General features: G+C 59.9%; 18 protein-coding genes. 1 reads left to right on the top strand and 17 read right to left on the bottom strand.

Going from position 1 to position 20,507, the window contains the following annotated elements; translation table 11 throughout:
* Window positions 1-63: 63 nt before the first annotated feature.
* The 7 genes from HU759_RS07465 to HU759_RS07435 all read right to left on the bottom strand — a co-directional run bounded on the left by HU759_RS07465 (window position 64) and on the right by HU759_RS07435 (window position 6,079).
* A complete protein-coding gene (locus tag HU759_RS07465) occupies window positions 64-906 on the bottom strand; it encodes a peptidoglycan DD-metalloendopeptidase family protein (protein ID WP_017137164.1) in 843 nt (280 codons plus the stop codon).
* 209 nt (window positions 907-1,115) lie between these two features.
* Window positions 1,116-1,751, bottom strand: a complete 636-nt coding sequence (locus HU759_RS07460) for a protein-L-isoaspartate(D-aspartate) O-methyltransferase (protein ID WP_169850588.1) — start codon at window positions 1,749-1,751, stop codon at window positions 1,116-1,118.
* Window positions 1,752-1,792: 41 nt separating this feature from the next.
* Entirely contained in the window at window positions 1,793-2,542 is a 750-nt protein-coding gene (gene surE / locus HU759_RS07455; protein ID WP_017137163.1) for a 5'/3'-nucleotidase SurE, read from the bottom strand.
* Complete coding sequence (gene truD / locus HU759_RS07450; RefSeq protein WP_169985389.1) at window positions 2,530-3,588, bottom strand: tRNA pseudouridine(13) synthase TruD; 1,059 nt, start codon at window positions 3,586-3,588, stop codon at window positions 2,530-2,532. Before truD ends, surE begins: the two co-directional genes overlap by 13 nt.
* Window positions 3,585-4,058: a 2-C-methyl-D-erythritol 2,4-cyclodiphosphate synthase gene (gene ispF / locus HU759_RS07445; protein WP_012722614.1), complete on the bottom strand. Its 474-nt coding sequence runs from the start codon at window positions 4,056-4,058 to the stop codon at window positions 3,585-3,587. The genes truD and ispF overlap by 4 nt, the downstream gene beginning before the upstream one ends.
* A 54-nt stretch (window positions 4,059-4,112) precedes the next feature.
* On the bottom strand, window positions 4,113-4,958 hold the full coding sequence (gene fghA / locus HU759_RS07440; protein ID WP_017137161.1) for an S-formylglutathione hydrolase: 846 nt from the start codon (window positions 4,956-4,958) through the stop codon (window positions 4,113-4,115).
* Window positions 4,959-4,966: 8 nt separating this feature from the next.
* On the bottom strand, window positions 4,967-6,079 hold the full coding sequence (locus HU759_RS07435; RefSeq protein ID WP_017137160.1) for an S-(hydroxymethyl)glutathione dehydrogenase/class III alcohol dehydrogenase: 1,113 nt from the start codon (window positions 6,077-6,079) through the stop codon (window positions 4,967-4,969).
* Window positions 6,080-6,188: 109 nt separating this feature from the next.
* On the opposite strand from HU759_RS07435, the gene HU759_RS07430 reads away from it, so the two are divergent.
* Window positions 6,189-7,085, top strand: coding sequence for a LysR substrate-binding domain-containing protein (locus HU759_RS07430; RefSeq protein WP_017137159.1), 897 nt, complete (start codon window positions 6,189-6,191; stop codon window positions 7,083-7,085).
* Window positions 7,086-7,197: 112 nt separating this feature from the next.
* Here the strand turns inward: HU759_RS07430 and ispD are convergent, their stop codons facing one another.
* From ispD to lpxB, 10 genes are all read right to left on the bottom strand, one after another.
* A complete protein-coding gene (gene ispD, locus HU759_RS07425) occupies window positions 7,198-7,905 on the bottom strand; it encodes a 2-C-methyl-D-erythritol 4-phosphate cytidylyltransferase (protein ID WP_170036464.1) in 708 nt (235 codons plus the stop codon).
* Window positions 7,902-8,180 carry a cell division protein FtsB gene (gene ftsB / locus HU759_RS07420; RefSeq protein WP_017137157.1) on the bottom strand — a complete coding sequence of 93 codons (279 nt, stop codon included), beginning with the start codon at window positions 8,178-8,180 and terminating at the stop codon, window positions 7,902-7,904. Before ftsB ends, ispD begins: the two co-directional genes overlap by 4 nt.
* Window positions 8,181-8,350: 170 nt before the next feature.
* Window positions 8,351-9,640 carry a phosphopyruvate hydratase gene (gene eno / locus HU759_RS07415; RefSeq protein ID WP_017137156.1) on the bottom strand — a complete coding sequence of 430 codons (1,290 nt, stop codon included), beginning with the start codon at window positions 9,638-9,640 and terminating at the stop codon, window positions 8,351-8,353.
* Window positions 9,641-9,797: 157 nt separating this feature from the next.
* On the bottom strand, window positions 9,798-10,643 hold the full coding sequence (kdsA, locus tag HU759_RS07410; protein ID WP_010212442.1) for a 3-deoxy-8-phosphooctulonate synthase: 846 nt from the start codon (window positions 10,641-10,643) through the stop codon (window positions 9,798-9,800).
* Window positions 10,644-10,648: 5 nt separating this feature from the next.
* Window positions 10,649-12,280, bottom strand: a complete 1,632-nt coding sequence (locus HU759_RS07405; RefSeq protein WP_078741105.1) for a CTP synthase — start codon at window positions 12,278-12,280, stop codon at window positions 10,649-10,651.
* A 273-nt stretch (window positions 12,281-12,553) separates the two neighbouring features.
* Window positions 12,554-13,873: a tRNA lysidine(34) synthetase TilS gene (tilS, locus tag HU759_RS07400; protein WP_170036462.1), complete on the bottom strand. Its 1,320-nt coding sequence runs from the start codon at window positions 13,871-13,873 to the stop codon at window positions 12,554-12,556.
* Between the two features lie 189 nt (window positions 13,874-14,062).
* The gene (locus HU759_RS07395; protein ID WP_017137153.1) at window positions 14,063-15,010 is read right to left on the bottom strand and encodes an acetyl-CoA carboxylase carboxyltransferase subunit alpha; all 948 of its coding nucleotides are present in this window, start codon (window positions 15,008-15,010) and stop codon (window positions 14,063-14,065) included.
* A 129-nt stretch (window positions 15,011-15,139) separates the two neighbouring features.
* Window positions 15,140-18,661 (bottom strand): DNA polymerase III subunit alpha, encoded by a 3,522-nt coding sequence (gene dnaE / locus HU759_RS07390; protein ID WP_017137152.1) that lies wholly within the window; start codon window positions 18,659-18,661, stop codon window positions 15,140-15,142.
* A gap of 77 nt (window positions 18,662-18,738) precedes the next feature.
* A complete protein-coding gene (gene rnhB, locus HU759_RS07385; RefSeq protein WP_017137151.1) occupies window positions 18,739-19,371 on the bottom strand; it encodes a ribonuclease HII in 633 nt (210 codons plus the stop codon).
* Window positions 19,368-20,507, bottom strand: a complete 1,140-nt coding sequence (gene lpxB, locus HU759_RS07380; RefSeq protein WP_099548557.1) for a lipid-A-disaccharide synthase — start codon at window positions 20,505-20,507, stop codon at window positions 19,368-19,370. The genes rnhB and lpxB overlap by 4 nt, the downstream gene beginning before the upstream one ends.

The raw sequence follows: 20,507 nt of genomic DNA, 5'->3' as shown, positions 1-20,507 counted from the left end.
CCTTTATCCTTGGCAACGCTGGAGCCTGTTCCTTCTACGTGAGGGAACAGGCTGTGCAACACATCAACGACGGGGCAGGAATTGCAGCGGATCTACAGGCTTCCCTTGGCGGCGAATCTCAAAGTGCAGTTTCACCCGGTCTGTACCAGTTGACCCCATTTCGGCAATTGTCTGTCCGACTTTGACCTGCTGCCCCTCCCGAACCAACAGCCTGCGGTTATGACCGTAGGCACTGACGTAGGTATCGCTGTGTTTGATGATGACCAGCTCGCCGTAGCCCCGTAAACCACTCCCGGCGTAAACCACTGTCCCATCAGACGCAGCTAAAACAGGCTGTCCCAAATCCCCGGCGATATCAATGCCTTTATTCAAACTACCGTTTGAAGAGAATTTTCCAATCAGCACCCCGTTTGAAGGCCATCCCCAACCGGTCGGCGCCGGCCCGGCAGGTGGCAACGGCGTGGCTGCCGGCTTGCTCGCAACCGTAGGCGCAGCGGTGCCTGCAGGCCTGGTGATGATTGTGGTTTTGCTTGAGGACGAGGCCGAAGATCCGGACTTTGTCACAACTGCCGTAGATGCCGAACCGGTACGCCCATCGAAACGGATGGTTTGCCCGGGATGTATCGTATACGGCACAGGAATATTGTTACGAGCTGCGAGCGCCTTGTAATCCCAGCCGTAACGGAAGGCGATTGAGAACATCGTGTCCCCCTTTCGCACTACATATTGCCCGGTGGTGACTGTCGGTTTTTGCGGCACGGCGCTGGCACCGTTTCGGTCGACAACCCGAGCGCCGCTGGACGGAGAGCTTGAGCAACCCACCAATAAGGAACTCAAGACAAGGCCAAGCACCAGTCGCTGAAAACTTGTTTTACTCATACGCTGCGCTAGACCTGTGAGACTCACCCGCCGCTCCCTTTGTGCTGGCCGAACATGAATGCCTGTATCAGGCTTGAAATATGTCGCAAGTATAACTGGGCATTGGCTTTTTACCGGTACACGACTGAAACGAAAAATTCATCGCGTTTAAACCCGGCTTCCAATCATGTTGACTCAATAAGCCCCGCCGTAAGACACATCCCCATCAACAGAATTCACTGTTTGCAAAGAAATGATCAGGCCAGCGGGCCATTGAGCAGCGGAACGAAGCGCACAGCACCCAGTACATGCCGGGAAAAGCCTTCGTCCTCGCGAATAATGAGCATCAATTGTTGCACTTCGCCAGAGCCCACCGGGATGACCAAGCGCCCGCCAGGGGCGAGCTGATCGAGCAACGCCTGGGGCACATCGGTGGCGACCGCCGTGACGATAATGCCGTTATACGGCGCCAGCGCCGGCCAGCCTTCCCAACCGTCGCCCCAACGGAACACCACGTTGCGCAGGTTGAGCTCCACCAGGCGCTCCTTGGCGCGGTCCTGCAGGACCTTGATGCGCTCCACCGAGAACACCCGTTCCACCAGCTGCGAGAGCACGGCGGTCTGGTAACCCGAACCGGTGCCGATCTCCAGCACCTTGTCCAACGGCCCCGCCGCCAGCAGCAGTTCACTCATGCGCGCGACCATATAAGGTTGCGAGATGGTCTGGTTATGGCCGATTGGCAACGCAGTGTCTTCATAGGCACGATGCGCCAGCGCCTCATCCACGAACAGATGCCGAGGCGTGCGCCGGATGACTTCCAGCACCTGGGCGTTGGACAGGCCTTCTTCATACAGACGCTGGATCAAACGCTCGCGGGTACGCTGGGAGGTCATCCCGATACCACGACGCAACAGGTCGTCTTGTTCACGCGCCATTAACGCAACCCCTCAAGCCAGCCATCCAGACTACTGAAGGCATCACTGAAGGTGCGATCGAGCTGCAACGGGGTAATCGAAACATAACCTTGCATCACCGCATGAAAGTCGGTGCCGGGGCCGCCGTCTTCGGCATCGCCGGCGGCGGCAATCCAGTAACCTTCCTTGCCACGCGGGTCGACCACCTTCAACGGTGCTGCCGCACGAGCGCGATGGCCCAGGCGCGTCAGCTGGATGCCGCGGATATGGTCGAGGGGCAAATTGGGGATATTAACGTTGAGCACCGTGCGCGGTGGCAAGTCCAGCGAGCCGTGGGCTTCCACCAGCTTGCGGGCGAAATACGCCGCCGTCGCCAGGTTATCCAGTTGCCGTGAGGCAAACGAAAAAGCGAATGAGGTGCGCCCCAGGAAACGCCCTTCAAGGGCCGCCGCCACGGTGCCGGAATACAGCACATCATCGCCCAGGTTGGCGCCCAGGTTGATGCCCGACACCACCAGATCCGGCTCCTGGTCCAACAAGCTGTTGATTGCCAGGTGCACGCAGTCGGTGGGGGTGCCGTTCACGCTGATAAAGCCATTGGCCAGAACCTGCGGGTGCAGCGGACGGTCGAGCGTCAGCGAACTGCTGGCGCCGCTCTTGTCCTGGTCCGGGGCAACCACCACACACTCGGCGTAATCCTGCAGCGCAGCATAAAGCGCGGCAAGACCGGGTGCGGTGGCACCGTCATCGTTTGATATCAGAATACGCATGGGTTGTCCGTCGGCCCCACCGGCACCAGATCAACAAGCTCGCGCACCAACACAGTGGCGAAGCATCCGGCCGGCAGGACGAATTCCAATTGCAGAATGTCAGGACCGGGATAATGCCACGTCAACCCGCCAATGGGCAGTCGCAGAATGCGACGTTCCTGGCTCATGCCGGCGTTCACCAGCCAATCGCGCAGCTCTGGCTCGCTCGCGGCAATGGTTTGCTCAAGCGTGTGGGTCGCGCCGCCGGCCGGTGAATCACCCTCGCCCCACTGTGGGCCGGTGGGGTGCAGATCCAGAATCGCCAGGCGCGGGTCGCTGCATTCAGCCTCACCCGCCGGAAAAAAACTGCGACTGTCGGTAAACGCCAGCAGGTCACCGACCTGGGCACGTTGCCAGGAGCCGTCCGCGACCCGCGCCGCCAACACTTTGTTAAACAGAAAGCTGCGCGCGGTCGACAGCAGCCGCGAACGCACATTGCGCTGCTCGGGCAACGCCTTGCGTGCCGCCCACTCACGGGCATCCACCACGTTGCCGCCGTTATGCCCGAAACGCTGGGCACCGAAGTAGTTCGGGATGCCGTGCTGGGCGATCAGTTGCAAGCGTGCGTCGATGGCGGCGGTATCGCCGGCCAATTGCGTCAGGCGCAGGGTAAAGCCGTTGGCCGAATGCGCGCCGCGTTGCAGCTTGCGCTTGTGGCGGCCCATTTTGAGGATCTTGAGGGTGTCGTTTTCGGCCCCGCTCATGTCCGGGTCGGCCTTGCCCGGCAGTTGCACGCTGAACCACTGACGGGTCAACGCCTGACGGTCCTTGAGCCCGGCATAGCTGACGGTGCGCAAGGGCACGCCAGCAGCCTTGGCGATACGGCGCGCAGCCTCTTCGGTATTCAGGCCGCGCTTTTCTACCCACAGCCACAGGTGCTCACCGTCGCCGCTCAGGGGAATGTCCAGCACTTCGTCGACCTGGAAGTCTTCAGCCGTTGCCTTCAAAACCGCGCTGCCCAAGGCCTCGCCATAGGCACGCGGGCCCAGCAATTGCAGATCATTCATGCGCGCAGCAACAAGGCGACGGAGTGCACCGCGATGCCTTCTTCCCGGCCGGTAAACCCGAGCTTTTCGGTGGTGGTGGCTTTCACGTTGACTTGATCCAATTCAATTTGCAGGTCGGCGGCAATCAGCGCGCGCATCGATTCGATGTGGGGTGCCATTTTCGGCGCCTGGGCCACGATGGTGTTGTCGACGTTGCCGACCTTCCAGCCCTTGGCATGGATCAGGCCGACCACGTGGCGCAGCAAGACACGGCTGTCCGCGCCCTTGAAGGTCGGGTCGGTGTCTGGAAAGTGCTTGCCGATATCGCCCAACGCAGCCGCGCCGAGCAAGGCATCGCTCAAGGCATGCAGCACAACGTCGCCGTCGGAATGAGCCAGCAACCCATGGTGGTGTGCAATGCGCACGCCGCCCAAGGTGATGAAATCGCCTTCAGCGAAACGGTGCACATCGTAGCCGTGGCCAATACGCATAAAAAAACGCCCCGATTTAATTCAGGGCGTGATTCTACCTACTTTTGCCTCACATTAACCGAGCAAAGCACGACCATGATGTCGCAAATGATCTTCGATGAAGCTGGCGATAAAGAAGTAACTGTGGTCATAACCCGGCTGCAGGCGCAGTTCAAGCGGATGGTTGGCAGCCTTGGCCGCTTGCTGCAACGCCTCAGGCTTAAGCTGCACGGCAAGGAAATCGTCGCGATCGCCCTGATCCACCAGCAGCGGCAGTTTTTCCGAGGCTTCGCTGATCAGCACGCAGGCATCCCACTCGCGCCATTTGGAGCGCTCTTCGCCCAGGTAACGGGAGAAAGCTTTCTGGCCCCACGGGCAATCCATCGGATTGTTGATCGGCGAAAACGCCGACACCGATTGGTAACGCCCCGGGTTGCGCAAGGCACACACCAGCGCACCGTGACCGCCCATGGAGTGGCCGCTGATGCCGCGCTTGTCTGAAGCCGGGAAATGCGCTTCAACCAAGGCAGGCAATTCCTGCACGACATAATCATGCATCCGATAGTGCTTGGCCCACGGTTCCTGCGTGGCATTCAGGTAGAAGCCGGCACCCAGGCCAAAATCCCAGGCGTTGTCCGGGTCGCCCGGCACACCCGGCCCACGCGGGCTGGTGTCCGGCGCGACAATGATCAACCCAAGCTCGGCGGCCATGCGCTGGGCGCCGGCCTTTTGCATGAAGTTCTCATCGGTGCAGGTAAGCCCCGACAGCCAGTACAGCACTGGCAACTTGCCGCCCTGCTCCGCTTGCGGCGGCAGGTAGACGGCGAAAGTCATGTCGCAACCGAGCACATCGGAATGGTGCTTGTAGCGTTTATGCCAGCCACCGAAGCTCTTCTGGCACGACAGGTTTTCCAGGTTCATGGCCGACCTCAGAAGTGGATGACGGTACGAATGCTCTTGCCTTCATGCATCAGATCAAACGCTTTGTTGATGTCTTCCAGGCCCATGGTGTGAGTGATAAAGGTGTCCAGCGGGATTTCGCCGGTCTGGGCCATTTCCACATAGCTTGGCAATTCGGTACGACCGCGCACACCGCCGAACGCCGAACCGCGCCAGACGCGCCCCGTCACCAGTTGAAATGGGCGGGTGGAGATTTCCTGGCCGGCACCGGCCACACCGATGATGACCGACTCGCCCCAACCTTTGTGGCAGCACTCGAGGGCGGCGCGCATCAGTTGTACGTTGCCGATGCACTCGAAGGAGAAGTCCACGCCGCCGTCGGTCAAGTCGACGATCACGTCCTGGATCGGGCGGTCATAGTCTTTCGGGTTAATACAGTCGGTGGCGCCCAGTTGCTTGGCGATTTCGAACTTGGCCGGGTTGATGTCGATGGCAATGATGCGACCGGCCTTGGCTTTCACCGCGCCAATCACCGCCGACAGGCCGATGCCGCCGAGGCCGAAGATGGCCACGGTGTCGCCCGGCTTGACCTTGGCAGTGTTGATCACTGCACCAATGCCGGTGGTGACACCGCAGCCCAGCAGGCAGACTTTTTCCAGCGGCGCTTCTTTAGGGATCTTGGCCACGGAGATTTCCGGCAACACGGTGTACTCGGAGAAGGTCGAGGTGCCCATGTAGTGGAAAATCGGCTGGCCCTTGTAGGAGAAACGCGTGGTGCCGTCGGGCATCAGGCCTTTGCCCTGGGTGGAGCGAATGGCCTGGCACAGGTTGGTCTTGCCCGACAGGCAGAATTTGCACTTGCCGCATTCCGGGGTGTACAGCGGGATCACGTGGTCGCCAACCGCTACCGAGGTAACGCCTTCGCCGATCGCTTCAACCACCGCACCGCCTTCGTGGCCGAGGATCGACGGGAAGATGCCTTCCGGGTCGGCGCCCGACAAGGTGTAGGCGTCGGTATGGCACACGCCGGACGCAACCACACGCAACAGCACCTCGCCGGCCTTGGGCATGGCGACATCCACTTCAACGATCTCAAGGGGCTTTTTAGCTTCAAAGGCTACGGCGGCGCGGGACTTGATCATCCGGGTTTCTCCAGGGAGTTAAAAACTGAGGCAGTGAGTGTAAAACATGGCTCACTGATGAATAATCCAGGCAAAAGCAAAACATTATTGCTGCACAGGGACAATCAACATGCTGGAAAACCGCTGGGAAGGCATCGATGAGTTCGTCGCCGTGGCTGAATGCAGCCAGTTCACCGCGGCGGCCGAGCGGCTTGGCGTGTCTTCATCGCATATCAGCCGGCAGGTGGCGCGCCTGGAAGAACGGCTGCAAACGCGCTTGCTGTATCGCAGTACGCGCAAGGTGACGCTCACCGAAGCTGGCCAGACCTTTCTGCAACATTGCCAGCGCTTGCAAGATGGTCGTGAAGAAGCGTTGCGCGCGGTGGGCGACCTCACCAGCGAACCCAAGGGCATGTTGCGCATGACCTGCGCGGTGGCTTACGGCGAGCGCTTCATCGTGCCGTTGGTCACGCGGTTCATGGGGCTGTACCCGCAGTTGCGCGTGGATATCGAATTGAGTAATCGTCAGTTGGACCTGGTGCACGAGGGGCTGGACCTGGCGATTCGCCTGGGGCGCTTGCAAGACTCACGCATGGTCGCCAGCCGCCTGGCACCTCGGCGCATGTACCTGTGCGCATCGCCGTCCTACTTAGCGCGGTATGGTCGGCCACATAGTTTGTCGGAATTGAGTCGGCATAACTGTCTGATCGGCAGCTCGGATATCTGGCAACTGGCTCAGGATGGACGGGAATTTTCCCAGCGAGTGCAGGGAAACTGGCGCTGTAACAGTGGGCAGGCGGTACTGGATGCGGCGCTGCAAGGGGTTGGGTTGTGCCAACTGCCGGATTATTACGTGCTGGAACATTTGCACACTGGCGCGCTGGTGTCGTTGCTGGAGGCGCATCAGCCGCCGAATACGGCGGTGTGGGCGTTGTATCCGCAGCAGCGGCATTTGTCGCCGAAGGTCAGGAAGCTGGTGGACTTTTTGAAGGCTGGGTTGGCTGAAAGGCCGGAGTACTGTGGCTGATTATTCGGCGCCTGTACCGGCCTCATCGCGGGCAAGCCCGGCTCCCACAGGGGAATGCATTTCAAAGGTGGGAGCTGGCTTGCCTGCGATGAAGTCGACACGGTTTAACTGACTACCTGCGGTTAGCCCACCGTAACCTGAGCCATTCAAGATCCTCTGGCCGGGTCACCTTGATGTTGTCCGCTCGCCCCTCGATCAAGCGCGGCGCTTGACCGGACCATTCAATGGCCGAGGCTTCATCAGTGATCACCGCATCGGCCACCAGGCTATCGGCCAAGGCACGATGCAACGCACCCAGACGAAACATCTGCGGCGTATACGCCTGCCAGATCAGGCTGCGGTCGACGGTTTCAACCACACGTCCATGTTTGTCGACGCGCTTGAGGGTGTCGCGCGCCGGCACCGCCAGCAGGCCGCCGATCGGATCATCCGCCAGTTCAGCCAGGAGTGTGTCGAGGTCATCCCGGCTCAGGTTTGGCCGTGCGGCATCGTGCACCAGCACCCAATCATCATCACTGGCGCCCAGGGCATTGAGTTGCAACAGCGCATTGAGCACCGAGCCCGAGCGCTCGTCGCCGCCGTCCGCACGCACGATGCGAGGGTCGTTGGCACACGACAGGTTTGGCCAATAGGGATCATCGACAGCAAGGCTGACCACCAGCCCCTTGAGGCCTGGATGGTCGAGAAAACAGCCAAGGCTGTGTTCCAGAATAGTGCGCCCGCCCAGTTGCAGATACTGCTTGGGACGGTCCGCAGCCATACGGGCACCGACGCCCGCGGCAGGAATCACGGCCCAGAAGGCCGGTAAATCGTTACTCATTGGGCCAACTGGTAGAGGGTTTCACCCTCCTTGACCATGCCCAACTCATGGCGAGCCCGCTCTTCAACGGTCTCCGTACCTTTTTTCAGCTCAAGCACTTCGGCATCGAGGACGCGGTTACGCTCCAGCAGACGTTCGTTTTCGGCATGCTGGTCGGCAATCTGCTGGGTCAACTCTTTTACCTGCGCAAAGCTGCCATTACCCACCCATAGGCGGTATTGCAGGCCAGCCAGCAACAAGAGCAAGACGAGGAACAACCAATTGGGACTGCGCATCGAAATCCGGGTATCCAGTAAAAAAAGACAGCCATGCAAAACTTCTACAGCAACTGATAGCACGAAGCCTGGAAGACCCAGGCTTGTGCTTGATAGCCATCAGATTAGCGCCGAAATACACACTGTCGTGAACTTTCCGACACAATCCTTAGACTTTTACCACTTAACAATCAGCCGCGAAACTCGCTACGACCGTTGTACTTGGCTTTACCTGCCAGTTGCTCTTCGATACGCAGCAATTGGTTGTACTTGGACACGCGATCGGAACGGCACAGGGAGCCGGTCTTGATCTGGCCCGCCGAGGTGCCCACAGCCAGGTCGGCAATGGTCGAATCTTCGGTTTCGCCGGAGCGGTGCGAGATCACGGCAGTGTAGCCCGCAGCCTTGGCCATCTGGATGGCTTCCAGGGTTTCGGTCAGGGTGCCGATCTGGTTGAACTTGATCAGGATCGAGTTGGCGATCTTTTTATCGATGCCTTCTTTCAGGATCTTGGTGTTGGTGACGAACAGGTCGTCACCCACCAGCTGGATTTTCTCGCCGATCTTGTCGGTGAGGACTTTCCAGCCATCCCAGTCGGACTCGTCCAGGCCGTCTTCGATCGAGATGATCGGGTAGCGCTCGGTGAGGCCTTTGAGGTAATCAGCAAAACCTTCCGACGTAAACACGTGGCCTTCGCCGGACAGGTTGTACTTGCCGTCTTCGTAGAATTCGCTGGCCGCGCAGTCCAGGGCCAGGGTCACGTCGGTGCCCAGCTTGTAGCCAGCGTTGGCCACAGCTTCGGAGATGACTTTAAGTGCATCTTCGTTGGACGCCAGGTTCGGTGCAAAGCCACCTTCGTCACCCACCGCAGTGCTCAGGCCACGGGCCTTCAGCACAGCCTTGAGATGATGGAAAATCTCGGTGCCCATGCGCAGGCCTTCGGAGAAGGTCTTGGCGCCAACCGGCTGCACCATGAATTCCTGGATGTCGACGTTGTTATCGGCGTGCTCGCCACCGTTGATGATGTTCATCATCGGCACCGGCATCGAGTAAACACCCGGGGTACCGTTCAGGTTGGCGATGTGTGCGTACAGCGGCAGGTCCTGGTCCTGCGCAGCCGCCTTGGCAGCGGCCAGGGACACGGCGAGGATGGCGTTGGCGCCCAGGCTGCCTTTGTTGTCGGTGCCGTCGAGCTTGATCATCGCGTGGTCCAGGGCTTTCTGGTCCAGCGGGTCTTTGCCCAGCAACAGGTCACGGATCGGGCCGTTGATGTTGGCTACAGCTTTGAGTACACCTTTGCCCAGGTAACGGCTCTTGTCGCCATCACGCAGTTCCAGCGCTTCGCGCGAACCGGTAGACGCACCGGACGGCGCGCAAGCGCTGCCGATGATGCCGTTATCGAGAAGCACGTCGGCTTCGACGGTGGGGTTGCCACGGGAGTCGAGAACTTCACGACCTTTGATGTCGACGATTTTTGCCATTGTTGTAAACACTCCAAAGTTGACGAAAACGACGCAGCTGTAGGAAATCTTTTGACCGACCGCAAGGGTGGAACAACAGGGCAGACTTGCAGGCGACAAGGCTCAGGCCCGCAGGCCTGAGCGTTTAGCGTGGGATACTTTACCGGAGAAACGCGGCTTACGCGGTCTCTACCGTCGGAAAACTCTTGACCAGTTCGTCCAACTGCTTCAACTGGGCCAAAAACGGCTCCAGCTTGTCCAGGCGCAGGGCGCAAGGGCCGTCGCACTTGGCGTTGTCCGGGTCCGGGTGAGCTTCCAGGAACAGGCCCGCCAGCGACTGGCTGATGCCCGCCTTGGCCAGGTCCAGCACCTGGGCACGTCGCCCGCCAGCAGAATCGGCGCGACCACCGGGCATTTGCAGCGCGTGGGTCACGTCGAAGAATACCGGGTATTCGAACTGTTTCATGATGCCGAAACCGAGCATGTCCACCACGAGGTTGTTGTAGCCGAAGCTCGAACCACGCTCGCAGAGGATCAACTGGTCGTTACCCGCTTCCACGCACTTGTTCAGGATGTGTTTCATTTCCTGAGGCGCGAGGAACTGGGCTTTTTTGATATTGATCACAGCGCCGGTCTTGGCCATCGCAACGACCAGATCGGTCTGGCGCGACAGGAAGGCCGGCAACTGGATGATGTCGCACACCTCGGCGACCACGGCAGCCTGTTCAGGCTCGTGGACGTCGGTGATGATCGGCACGCCAAAGGCTTGCTTGATGTCCTGGAAGATCCGCATGCCTTCTTCAAGGCCGGGGCCACGATAGGAGGTCACGGACGAACGGTTGGCCTTGTCGAAGCTGGCCTTGAACACGTAAGGGATACCGAGTTTCTCGGTCACTTTTACGTACTCTTCACAGACCTGCATCGCCATGTCGCGGCTTTCCAGCACGTTCATGCCGCCGAACAGCACCATGGGCTTGTCGTTGGCAATCTCGATGTCGCCTACGCGAATGATCTTCTGGGCCATCAGGTTTACGCCTTCTTCTGATGTTGCGTCAGTGCTGCTTTAACGAAACCGCTGAACAACGGGTGACCATCGCGCGGCGTCGAGGTGAACTCAGGGTGGAACTGGCAGGCCACGAACCACGGATGATCCGGCGCCTCGACCACTTCAACCAGCTTGCCATCACCGGAGCGACCAGAGATTTTCAGGCCGGCTTCTTTGATCTGCGGCAGCAGGTTGTTGTTCACTTCGTAGCGGTGACGGTGACGCTCGACGATCACGTCCTTGCCGTAGCAGTCGTGAACCAGCGAGCCCGGCTCCAGCAGGCAGTCCTGTGCGCCAAGGCGCATGGTGCCGCCCAGGTCGGAGGTTTCGGTACGGGTTTCAACGGCGCCGGTGGCGTCTTCCCACTCGGTGATCAGGCCCACGACCGGGTGGCCGCTGGTGTGATCGAACTCGGTGGAGTTGGCGTCTTTCCAGCCCAGCACGTTACGGGCGAACTCGATAACGGCCACTTGCATGCCCAGGCAGATACCCAGGTACGGCACTTTGTTTTCACGAGCGTATTGAACCGCGGTGATCTTGCCTTCCACGCCACGCAGGCCGAAACCGCCGGGTACGAGGATCGCGTCAACACCTTCGAGCAGTGCAGTGCCCTGGTTCTCGATGTCTTCGGAATCAATGTAGCGCAGGTTGACCTTGGTACGGTTGCTGATTCCCGCGTGGCTCATCGCTTCGATCAGCGACTTGTACGCATCCAGCAGTTCCATGTACTTGCCGACCATGGCGATGGTGACTTCGTGCTCAGGGTTGAGCTTGGCGTCAACCACGGCTTCCCACTCGGACAGGTCTGCACCATTGCACTGCAGGCCGAAACGCTCGACCACAAAATCGTCCAGGCCTTGCGAGTGCAGGATGCCCGGGATCTTGTAGATGGTGTCGGCGTCTTCCAGCGCGATGACCGCACGTTCTTCAACGTTGGTGAATTGCGCGATCTTGCGACGCGAGGAAATGTCGATCGGGTGATCGGAGCGGCACACCAGCACGTCCGGCTGCAGGCCAATCGAACGCAGCTCTTTTACCGAGTGCTGGGTTGGCTTGGTCTTGGTCTCGCCGGCGGTGGCGATGTACGGCACCAACGTGAGGTGCATCAGCATCGCGCGCTTGGCGCCGACTTCGAAACGCAACTGGCGGATGGCTTCGAGGAACGGTTGGGATTCGATGTCACCCACGGTGCCACCGATCTCGACCATTGCCACGTCGGCATCGCCTGCACCCTTGATGATGCGGCGTTTGATTTCGTCGGTAATGTGCGGAATCACCTGGATGGTTGCACCCAGGTAGTCACCACGGCGCTCTTTGCGCAGCACGTGCTCGTAGACACGACCGGTGGTGAAGTTGTTGTTCTGGGTCATGGTCGTGCGGATGAACCGCTCGTAGTGGCCCAGGTCCAGGTCGGTTTCGGCGCCGTCGTGGGTGACGAACACTTCACCGTGCTGGAACGGGCTCATGGTGCCCGGGTCAACGTTGATGTACGGGTCCAGCTTGAGCATGGTGACCTTAAGTCCCCGCGCCTCCAGGATGGCCGCCAATGAAGCGGAGGCAATGCCTTTCCCCAATGAAGAAACAACACCGCCCGTGACGAATATGTAGCGCGTCATGAAAAACCCTAGAAGTCTGCGTTAAAGCGGTCCGAGCCGCCGGGGAAAGCGAAGGAAGGCCGAAGCCCCCGATCACCTGCATTAATCACAGTGCACCTTTCAAAAAAACCGCCGCGTGGTGACAGACCAGCAATGAAACACCGGTACGTTGATCGCTACACATTTTTTGGAATCGCCCAGCAAAGACTGCTTGGTAATCGGCAACTGCTGCGATTCAGTTGAATCCACAGAAGTTGTATCAAGAAGGGAGCGTAGTCTACCGGAAAGCCTCTATCAGCTCAAACCTTGATCGCACCTCTGTGGCATCCAATGTAATTGCCACTTGCCAGTCGAGCAGGCGCATAGCCCCGCAAGGGTTGGGACAGCCAGCAATTGCTCGCCCTGATAGAGCAGCGGCAATCTGCCACGGATGAAGCCCGGCAAGCTACTTTCATTCAGCAGGCGCTTCAAGTCCCGCCGGCCCCGACCAGGCACATCGATGATTTCGCCGCCCTGGCGATAACGAATCACCAACGGGCCTGCAGGTGCCTCTCCGATAAGTTCAAGCTGACCATTACCCGGTAACTCTAGTGGGTTTTGCGGATGGGGCCAGCTCACCGGCGTGTCGGAAAACGCTGAATAGGTGGAAGGCAGCCACCACACACGCTCGCCGCAGCGGTGCAATTGACCATCGGCCAGGCGCCACAGCGGTTGCGCATCACCCTTGGCATCCCGCAAGGAATACCAACCGGCCCAGTGGTCGCTGTCGGGCAAGCGCGTCAGCGGCGTCAGCCAGTGGCGCAGGGCATTGCGTTGGCGGGCATCGGAAAATTCGCGCAAGGGAGCGAGGGCCAATGACGGCAAGGCCAGCCAGGGAAACGGCGAAGGCTGGTCGGCGGTTTGCAGGTCAATGACGGCCAATTCGTCGAGCAAGCCCTGGGCTTCGCTCAAGTGCTCGGCAGTGCGGGCCAGGCTGGCGACCGCTTGGGGCCAACGCTCGCTCAGCAGCGGGAACACACGATTGCGCAGGTAATTGCGCGAAAATCGGGAATCGGCGTTGGATGGGTCTTCGATCCACTGCAACTGGTGCTGGTGCGCATAGGCTTGCAGCTCGACGCGTGAGACATCCAGCAAGGGCCGCAGCAAGTGCCCTCCCCCCAATGGGCGATGCACCGGCATGGCCGCCAAGCCTCGCACCCCCGCGCCACGCAACAGGCGAAACAACAGGGTTTCGGCTTGATCGTCACGATGCTGGCCGGTGAGCATCACCTGCCCTGCCCCGGTCACTTCGGTAAACGCCCGGTAGCGCGCCTCCCGCGCTGCGCGCTCAACGCTGGCACCCGACTGGATTTGCACAAGCACCACCTGCAAGGGCACGCCCAGCTCGTCACATACGCCCTGGCAATGACTTGGCCAGGCATCGGCGGCAGCTTGCAGACCATGATGGACATGGATTGCGCTGAGGGGCGGCAGGGTTTCGGTGTTTGCCAGGGAGGCCAGGAGGTGCAGCAGGACGGTGGAATCAAGGCCGCCAGAGAAGGCGATATGCCAGGCGGGGGCGTTGCGCCAAGGGGCGAGGTTTCGCAGAAGTTTGGCGGGTAAAGTAGGGCTCATCAAAAATACCGGCGCAGAACTGGAATACGACAGCCAAGCATACACAAAGCAAATGTGGGAGCGGGCTTGTGTGCGAGCCGGGCTTGCCCGCGATGCAGACAACTCGGTTCATCTGTTACACCGAGTTGATGCTATCGCAGGCAAGCCAGCTCCCACATAAGCCAGCTCCCACATTGGGTACTGCGGGACTTAGAGGCCGTAGCTCATCAGGCGCTCATAACGACGCTTGAGCAGCGCTTCGTTGTCCAGCTTCTTGAGCATCGCCAGTTGCGAACCCAGCTCGGCACGGATAGTCGCAGCAGCGGCAGCCGGATCGCGGTGGGCGCCGCCCAATGGCTCGGCGATAACCTTATCAACGATGCCCAGGCCTTTCAGGCGATCGGCGGTGATGCCCATGGCTTCGGCAGCGTCCGGCGCTTTTTCGGCGGTTTTCCACAGGATCGAGGCGCAACCTTCCGGCGAAATCACCGCGTAGGTCGAATATTGCAGCATGTTCAGTTGGTCGCAGACGCCAATGGCCAGTGCACCGCCGGAACCACCCTCACCAATCACGGTGGCGATGATCGGGGTTTTCAGACGGGACATGACGCGCAGGTTCCACGCGATCGCTTCGCTCTGGTTGCGCTCTTCGGCATCGATACCGGGGTAAGCACCCGGGGTGTCGATGAAGGTCAGGATCGGCATCTTGAAGCGCTCGGCCATTTCCATCAGACGGCACGCCTTGCGGTAGCCTTCCGGGCGCGGCATGCCGAAGTTACGGCGAACCTTTTCACGCACTTCACGGCCTTTCTGGTGACCGATCACCATCACTGGCTGGTCGTCCAGGCGGGCAATACCGCCCACGATGGCCGCGTCGTCGGAAAAGTGGCGATCGCCATGCAACTCGTCGAATTCGGTGAAAATGTGCTGAATGTAATCCAGGGTGTACGGACGGCGCGGGTGGCGGGCCAGGCGCGCGATCTGCCAGCTGGTCAGCTTGCCGAAAATGTCTTCGGTGAGCGTGCTGCTCTTGTCTTGCAGGCGAGCGATCTCATCGCCGATATTCAGCGAATTGTCATTGCCGACCAGGCGCAGTTCTTCAATCTTGGCTTGCAGGTCAGCGATCGGCTGTTCGAAATCAAGAAAATTCGGGTTCATAAGCGTCCGTCTTGGGTCGACGGCCAAGGAGTGCCTGGCCAGCCGGTTGTCTATTCGCGCCCTACCTTAAGGGAGAGGCGCGTTTAGGTCGAGATTAAATGTTCAGCCGAGATCAGACGTATCTGACCGTCAGCGGTATTGGAGGAAGACGTTGTCTCGCCCGAACTGGTCACGCAAAGCTTGAATCAAGCCATCAGCGGGATCAATTCGCCACGTCTCACCAAACTGCAACATCGCCTTGGCGTCATTGCCGGTGTATTCCATGGTCACCGGGCACGCGCCACGGTGACGTTTGAGCAAGTCACCCAACCAGCGTAGCTGATCGCCTTTAAGGGCTTCGGTCTTGACCTTCAAGCGCAGGCTTTCGGCCAGGTTGGTGCGCGCATCTTCCATGCTCATCACCCGCTTGATCCGCAGGCGCAGGCCGCCGGAGAAGTCATCGTTGCTGACCTCGCCTTCCACCACCACCATGGCATCGGTCTGCAGCAGTGACTGCGCGGAGTGAAACGCATCGGCAAACAGCGACGCCTCGATGCGGCCCGAGCGGTCATCGAGGGTGATAAAGCCCATCTTGTCGCCCTTCTTATTTTTCATCACGCGCAGGGCGATGATCATGCCGGCGACGGTCTGGGTATCGCGCGCTGGCTTCAGGTCGATGATGCGCTGACGGGCGAAACGGCGTATTTCACCTTCGTACTCGTCGATCGGGTGACCGGTCAGGTACAGGCCCAGGGTGTCTTTCTCACCTTTGAGACGCTCCTTGAGGGTCAGCTCCTTGGCCTTGCGATGGTTGGCATAAACGTCGGCATCTTCCTCGACAAACAGCCCGCCAAACAGGTCGGCGTGGCCACTGTCATGGGTGCGGGCGGTCTGTTCGGCGGCCTTGATCGCTTCTTCCATGGCTGTGAGCAGCACCGCCCGGTTGCGGTCGATGTTCGCCTGGTAAGCCTTCGGTTCATCATGGAAATACGGGCCGAGACGATCGAGCGCGCCACTGCGGATCAAACCATCGAGGGTGCGCTTGTTGATGCGCTTGAGGTCAACCCGTGCGCAGAAGTCGAACAAATCCTCGAACGGCCCATGCTGACGCGCTTCGGTGATTGCTTCAACCGGCCCTTCGCCCACGCCCTTGATGGCGCCCAGGCCATAGATGATGCGGCCTTCGTCGTTCACCGTGAACTTGAACTCCGAGGCGTTCACGTCCGGCGCGTCGAGGCGCAGCTTCATGGTGCGCACTTCCTCGATCAAGGTCACGACCTTGTCGGTGTTGTGCATATCCGCCGAGAGTACCGCCGCCATGAACGGCGCCGGGTAGTGGGCTTTCAGCCAGGCGGTCTGGTACGACACCAGGCCGTAGGCGGCGGAGTGGGATTTGTTGAAGCCGTAACCGGCGAACTTCTCTACCAGGTCGAAAATGTTACCGGCCAGGTCCGCGTCGATATTGTTGGTGGCGCAACCCTCAATGAAACCGCCGCGCTGCTTGGCCATTTCCTCGGGCTTTTTCTTACCCATGGCGCGACGCAGCATGTCCGCACCGCCAAGGGTGTAACCGGCCATGACCTGGGCAATCTGCATCACCTGTTCTTGATACAGGATGATGCCGTAGGTCGGCGCCAGTACCGGTTTTAGGCCTTCATACTGGTAATCGGAGTGCGGGTACGCCAGTTCGGCGCGGCCGTGCTTACGGTTGATAAAGTCATCCACCATGCCCGACTGCAGCGGGCCTGGGCGGAACAAGGCCACCAGTGCGATCAAGTCTTCCAGGCAGTCGGGCTTGAGCTTTTTGATCAGCTCTTTCATGCCGCGCGACTCAAGCTGGAACACCGCGGTGGTTTCGGCTTTTTGCAGCAGCTGGTAGGTAGGTTTGTCATCCAGCGGGATAAACGCGATATCCAGCGGTTCTTCGTCGACCTTGGCGCGCTCGCGGTTAATGGTCTTGAGCGCCCAGTCGATGATCGTCAGGGTTCGCAGGCCGAGGAAGTCGAACTTCACCAGGCCGGCTGCCTCCACGTCATCCTTATCGAACTGGGTGACCAGGCCATCGCCTTCTTCATCGCAATAAATCGGCGAAAAGTCGGTGAGCTTGGTTGGCGCAATCACCACACCACCGGCGTGTTTGCCGACGTTACGCACCACGCCTTCGAGTTTGCGTGCCATGTCCCAGATTTCGGCGGCTTCTTCATCGATCTTGATGAAGTCGCGCAGGATTTCTTCCTGCTCGTAAGCCTTCTCAAGCGTCATGCCGACTTCAAACGGAATCATCTTCGATAGACGGTCCGCCAGACCGTAGGACTTGCCTTGCACCCGCGCCACGTCACGGATTACGGCCTTGGCCGCCATGGAACCGAAGGTGATGATCTGGCTCACAGCATTGCGGCCGTATTTCTCGGCCACGTACTCGATCACACGGTCGCGACCGTCCATGCAGAAGTCGACGTCGAAGTCGGGCATGGAAACCCGTTCCGGGTTCAGGAACCGTTCGAACAGCAGGTCGTATTCCAGCGGGTCAAGGTCGGTGATCTTCTGCACATAGGCCACCAGCGACCCGGCACCCGAACCCCGCCCTGGGCCTACCGGCACGCCGTTGCTCTTGGCCCACTGGATAAAGTCCATTACGATCAGGAAGTAACCGGGGAACCCCATCTGGATAATGATATCCAGCTCGAAATTCAGCCGGTCGACGTAGACCTGGCGCTTGGCGTCGTAGTCTTCGGTGGTGTCCTTGGGCAGCAGAACGCTCAATCGCTCTTCCAGACCGTCGAACGACACCTTGCGGAAATACTCATCGATGGTCATGCCATCGGGAATCGGGAAGTTGGGCAGAAAGTGCTTGCCCAGCTTCACTTCGATATTGCAGCGTTTGGCGATTTCGACCGAGTTTTCCAGCGCCTCAGGCAGGTCGCTGAACAGCTCGGCCATTTCATCGGCGCTTTTGAGGTACTGCTCTTCGCTGTAGTTCTTGGAGCGGCGCGGGTCATCCAGTGCCCGGCCTTCGCCAATGCACACGCGGGTTTCGTGGGCCTCGAAATCTTCTTTCTTGATAAAGCGCACATCGTTGGTCGCAACCAGCGGCGCGCCCAGCTTGTCGGCCAGGGCCACGGCGGCGTGCAGGTGTTCTTCGTCATTGGGGCGATTGGTGCGCTGGACTTCCAGATAGAAGCGGTCGGGAAACACGTCCATCCACTCGCGGGCCAACACTTCGGCTTCCTGGGGGTTGCCGCCCAGCAGCGCGATACCGATCTCGCCCTCTTTGGCGGCCGAGAGCATGATCACGCCCTCACTCGCCTCAGCCACCCACTCACGCTCAATGATGATCGAGCCGTTGCGCTGGCCGTCGATAAAACCGCGCGAGATCAATTCGGTGAGGTTGCGATAACCCACGCCATTCATCGCCAGCAGGCTGATGCGGCTCAGGGGGTTATCCGGGTCTTTGTTCGACAGCCACAGGTCGGCGCCGCAAATCGGCTTGATGCCGGCGCCCATGGCGTTCTTGTAAAACTTGACCAGGGAACACATGTTGTTCTGGTCGGTAACCGCCACCGCAGGCATGTTCATGCCCACCAGGGTTTTGACCAGCGGTTTGATCCGTACCAGGCCGTCGACCAGGGAGTATTCAGTGTGCAGGCGCAGGTGAACGAATGAAGCCGGCATAGTGATCCTGTCTAAAAACTTAGAAACAACAAGGCCCGGGATTGTACCGGGCCTTGAGCAAAACATCAGCCTCGCGACTAAACCTCGCTGAGACTCTCACGCGCCTCGTAAGCCTGACGGACCGGGGCGAACGAACGACGGTGGATCGGCGTCGGGCCCAGGCGAGCCAAGGCTTCCAGATGAACGGGCGTCGGGTAACCTTTATGACCACCGATGCCGTAGCCCGGATAGATCAATTCAAACGCCGCCATTTCGCGGTCGCGGCTGACTTTGGCCAGGATCGAGGCGGCGGCAATCGCCGGGACCTTGCTATCCCCCTTGACCACGGCTTCTGAAGGCATCGCCAGTTTGGGGCAGCGGTTGCCGTCGATCATCGCCATTTTCGGTGTGATGTGCAGCCCTTCGACGGCGCGCTGCATGGCCAGCATGGTGGCGTGAAGGATGTTCAGCTCATCGATCTCTTCGACTTCGGCCCGGGCGATGTGCCAGCTCAACGCTTTTTCGCAGATCTCGTCGTAGAGCTTTTCACGGCGCGCTTCGGTGAGTTTTTTCGAGTCATTGAGACCGAGGATCGGGCGATTTGGGTCGAGGATCACCGCCGCCGTCACCACCGCGCCACACAACGGGCCACGCCCCACTTCATCCACACCGGCGACCAGTGCGTCGGCGTGTGCGACCAGACTGAAATCCAGGCCCATTTGCGTGGTCATAAAGCGTCCTGTTTTTGCCCGATCAAGGTCAGTACGGCATCGGCTGCCTGGTTCGATGCATCACGCCGCAGGGTGCGGTGGATGTCGTCAAAACCACGGGTCTGCTCTTCGCCGCCGTCGATCAAGGGTAGTAGGGTTTGTGCCAAGGCTTCGGGCGTTGCATCGTCCTGCAACAACTCCGGTACCAGCAGGCGTTGGGCCAGCAGGTTAGGCAAGGAGATGTAAGGGCTCTTGACCATGCGCTTGAGAATCCAGAACGTCAGCGGCGCCAGGCGATAAGCCACGACCATCGGGCGTTTGTACAGCAGCGCCTCCAGGGTCGCGGTGCCCGAGGCAATCAATACCGCATCACAGGCGGCTAGAGCCAGGTGCGACTGGCCGTCGAGCAAGGTCAACGGCAGATTGCGGCCTTCGAGCAACGTCTCGATTTGCGCACGCCGTTGCGGGCTGGCGCAAGGTAATACGAAACGCACGCCTGGCTTCAAGGCTTGAAGGCGTTCGGCAGCCTCGAAAAACACACTGGCCAGACGCCCGACTTCGCCGCCACGACTGCCTGGCATCAATGCCACCAGCGGACCGTCAGGCAAGCCCAGCTGGGCGCGCGCGGCGGCGCGGTCAGCTTGTAGCGGGATGGTGTCGGCCAAGGTATGCCCGACAAACCGCACCGGTACGCCCTTCTCTTCGTAGAACCTGGCTTCGAACGGCAGCAAGGTCAGCATCAAGTCGCAGCCTTCGCGGATCTTCAGCACACGCTTCTGCCGCCACGCCCATACGGACGGGCTGACGTAATGCACGGTCTTGATGCCGGCCTGACGCAACTTGAGTTCGATATTGAGGGTGAAGTCCGGCGCATCGATGCCAATAAAGACGTCGGGCTTTTCTTCGATCAGGGTTTGAATCAGCAGCTTGCGGCGTGCCAGCAACTCACGCAGGCGGCCCAGCACCTCCACCAGCCCCATGACCGACAGGCGCTCCATGGGAAAGTAGGATGTCAGACCTTCGGCCTGCATGAGCGGGCCGCCCACGCCAATAAACTCCACCGCTGGATGCTGGGCCTTGAGCGCCCGCATCAGCCCAGCGCCCAGGATATCGCCGGAAGCTTCACCGGCCACCAGCGCAATACGCAGAGTAGCCAT

This window comes from Pseudomonas sp. OE 28.3 (genome assembly GCF_014268205.2).
GTDB lineage: Bacteria > Pseudomonadota > Gammaproteobacteria > Pseudomonadales > Pseudomonadaceae > Aquipseudomonas > Aquipseudomonas edaphica.
This window is presented reverse-complemented; position numbering and strand designations above follow the sequence as displayed.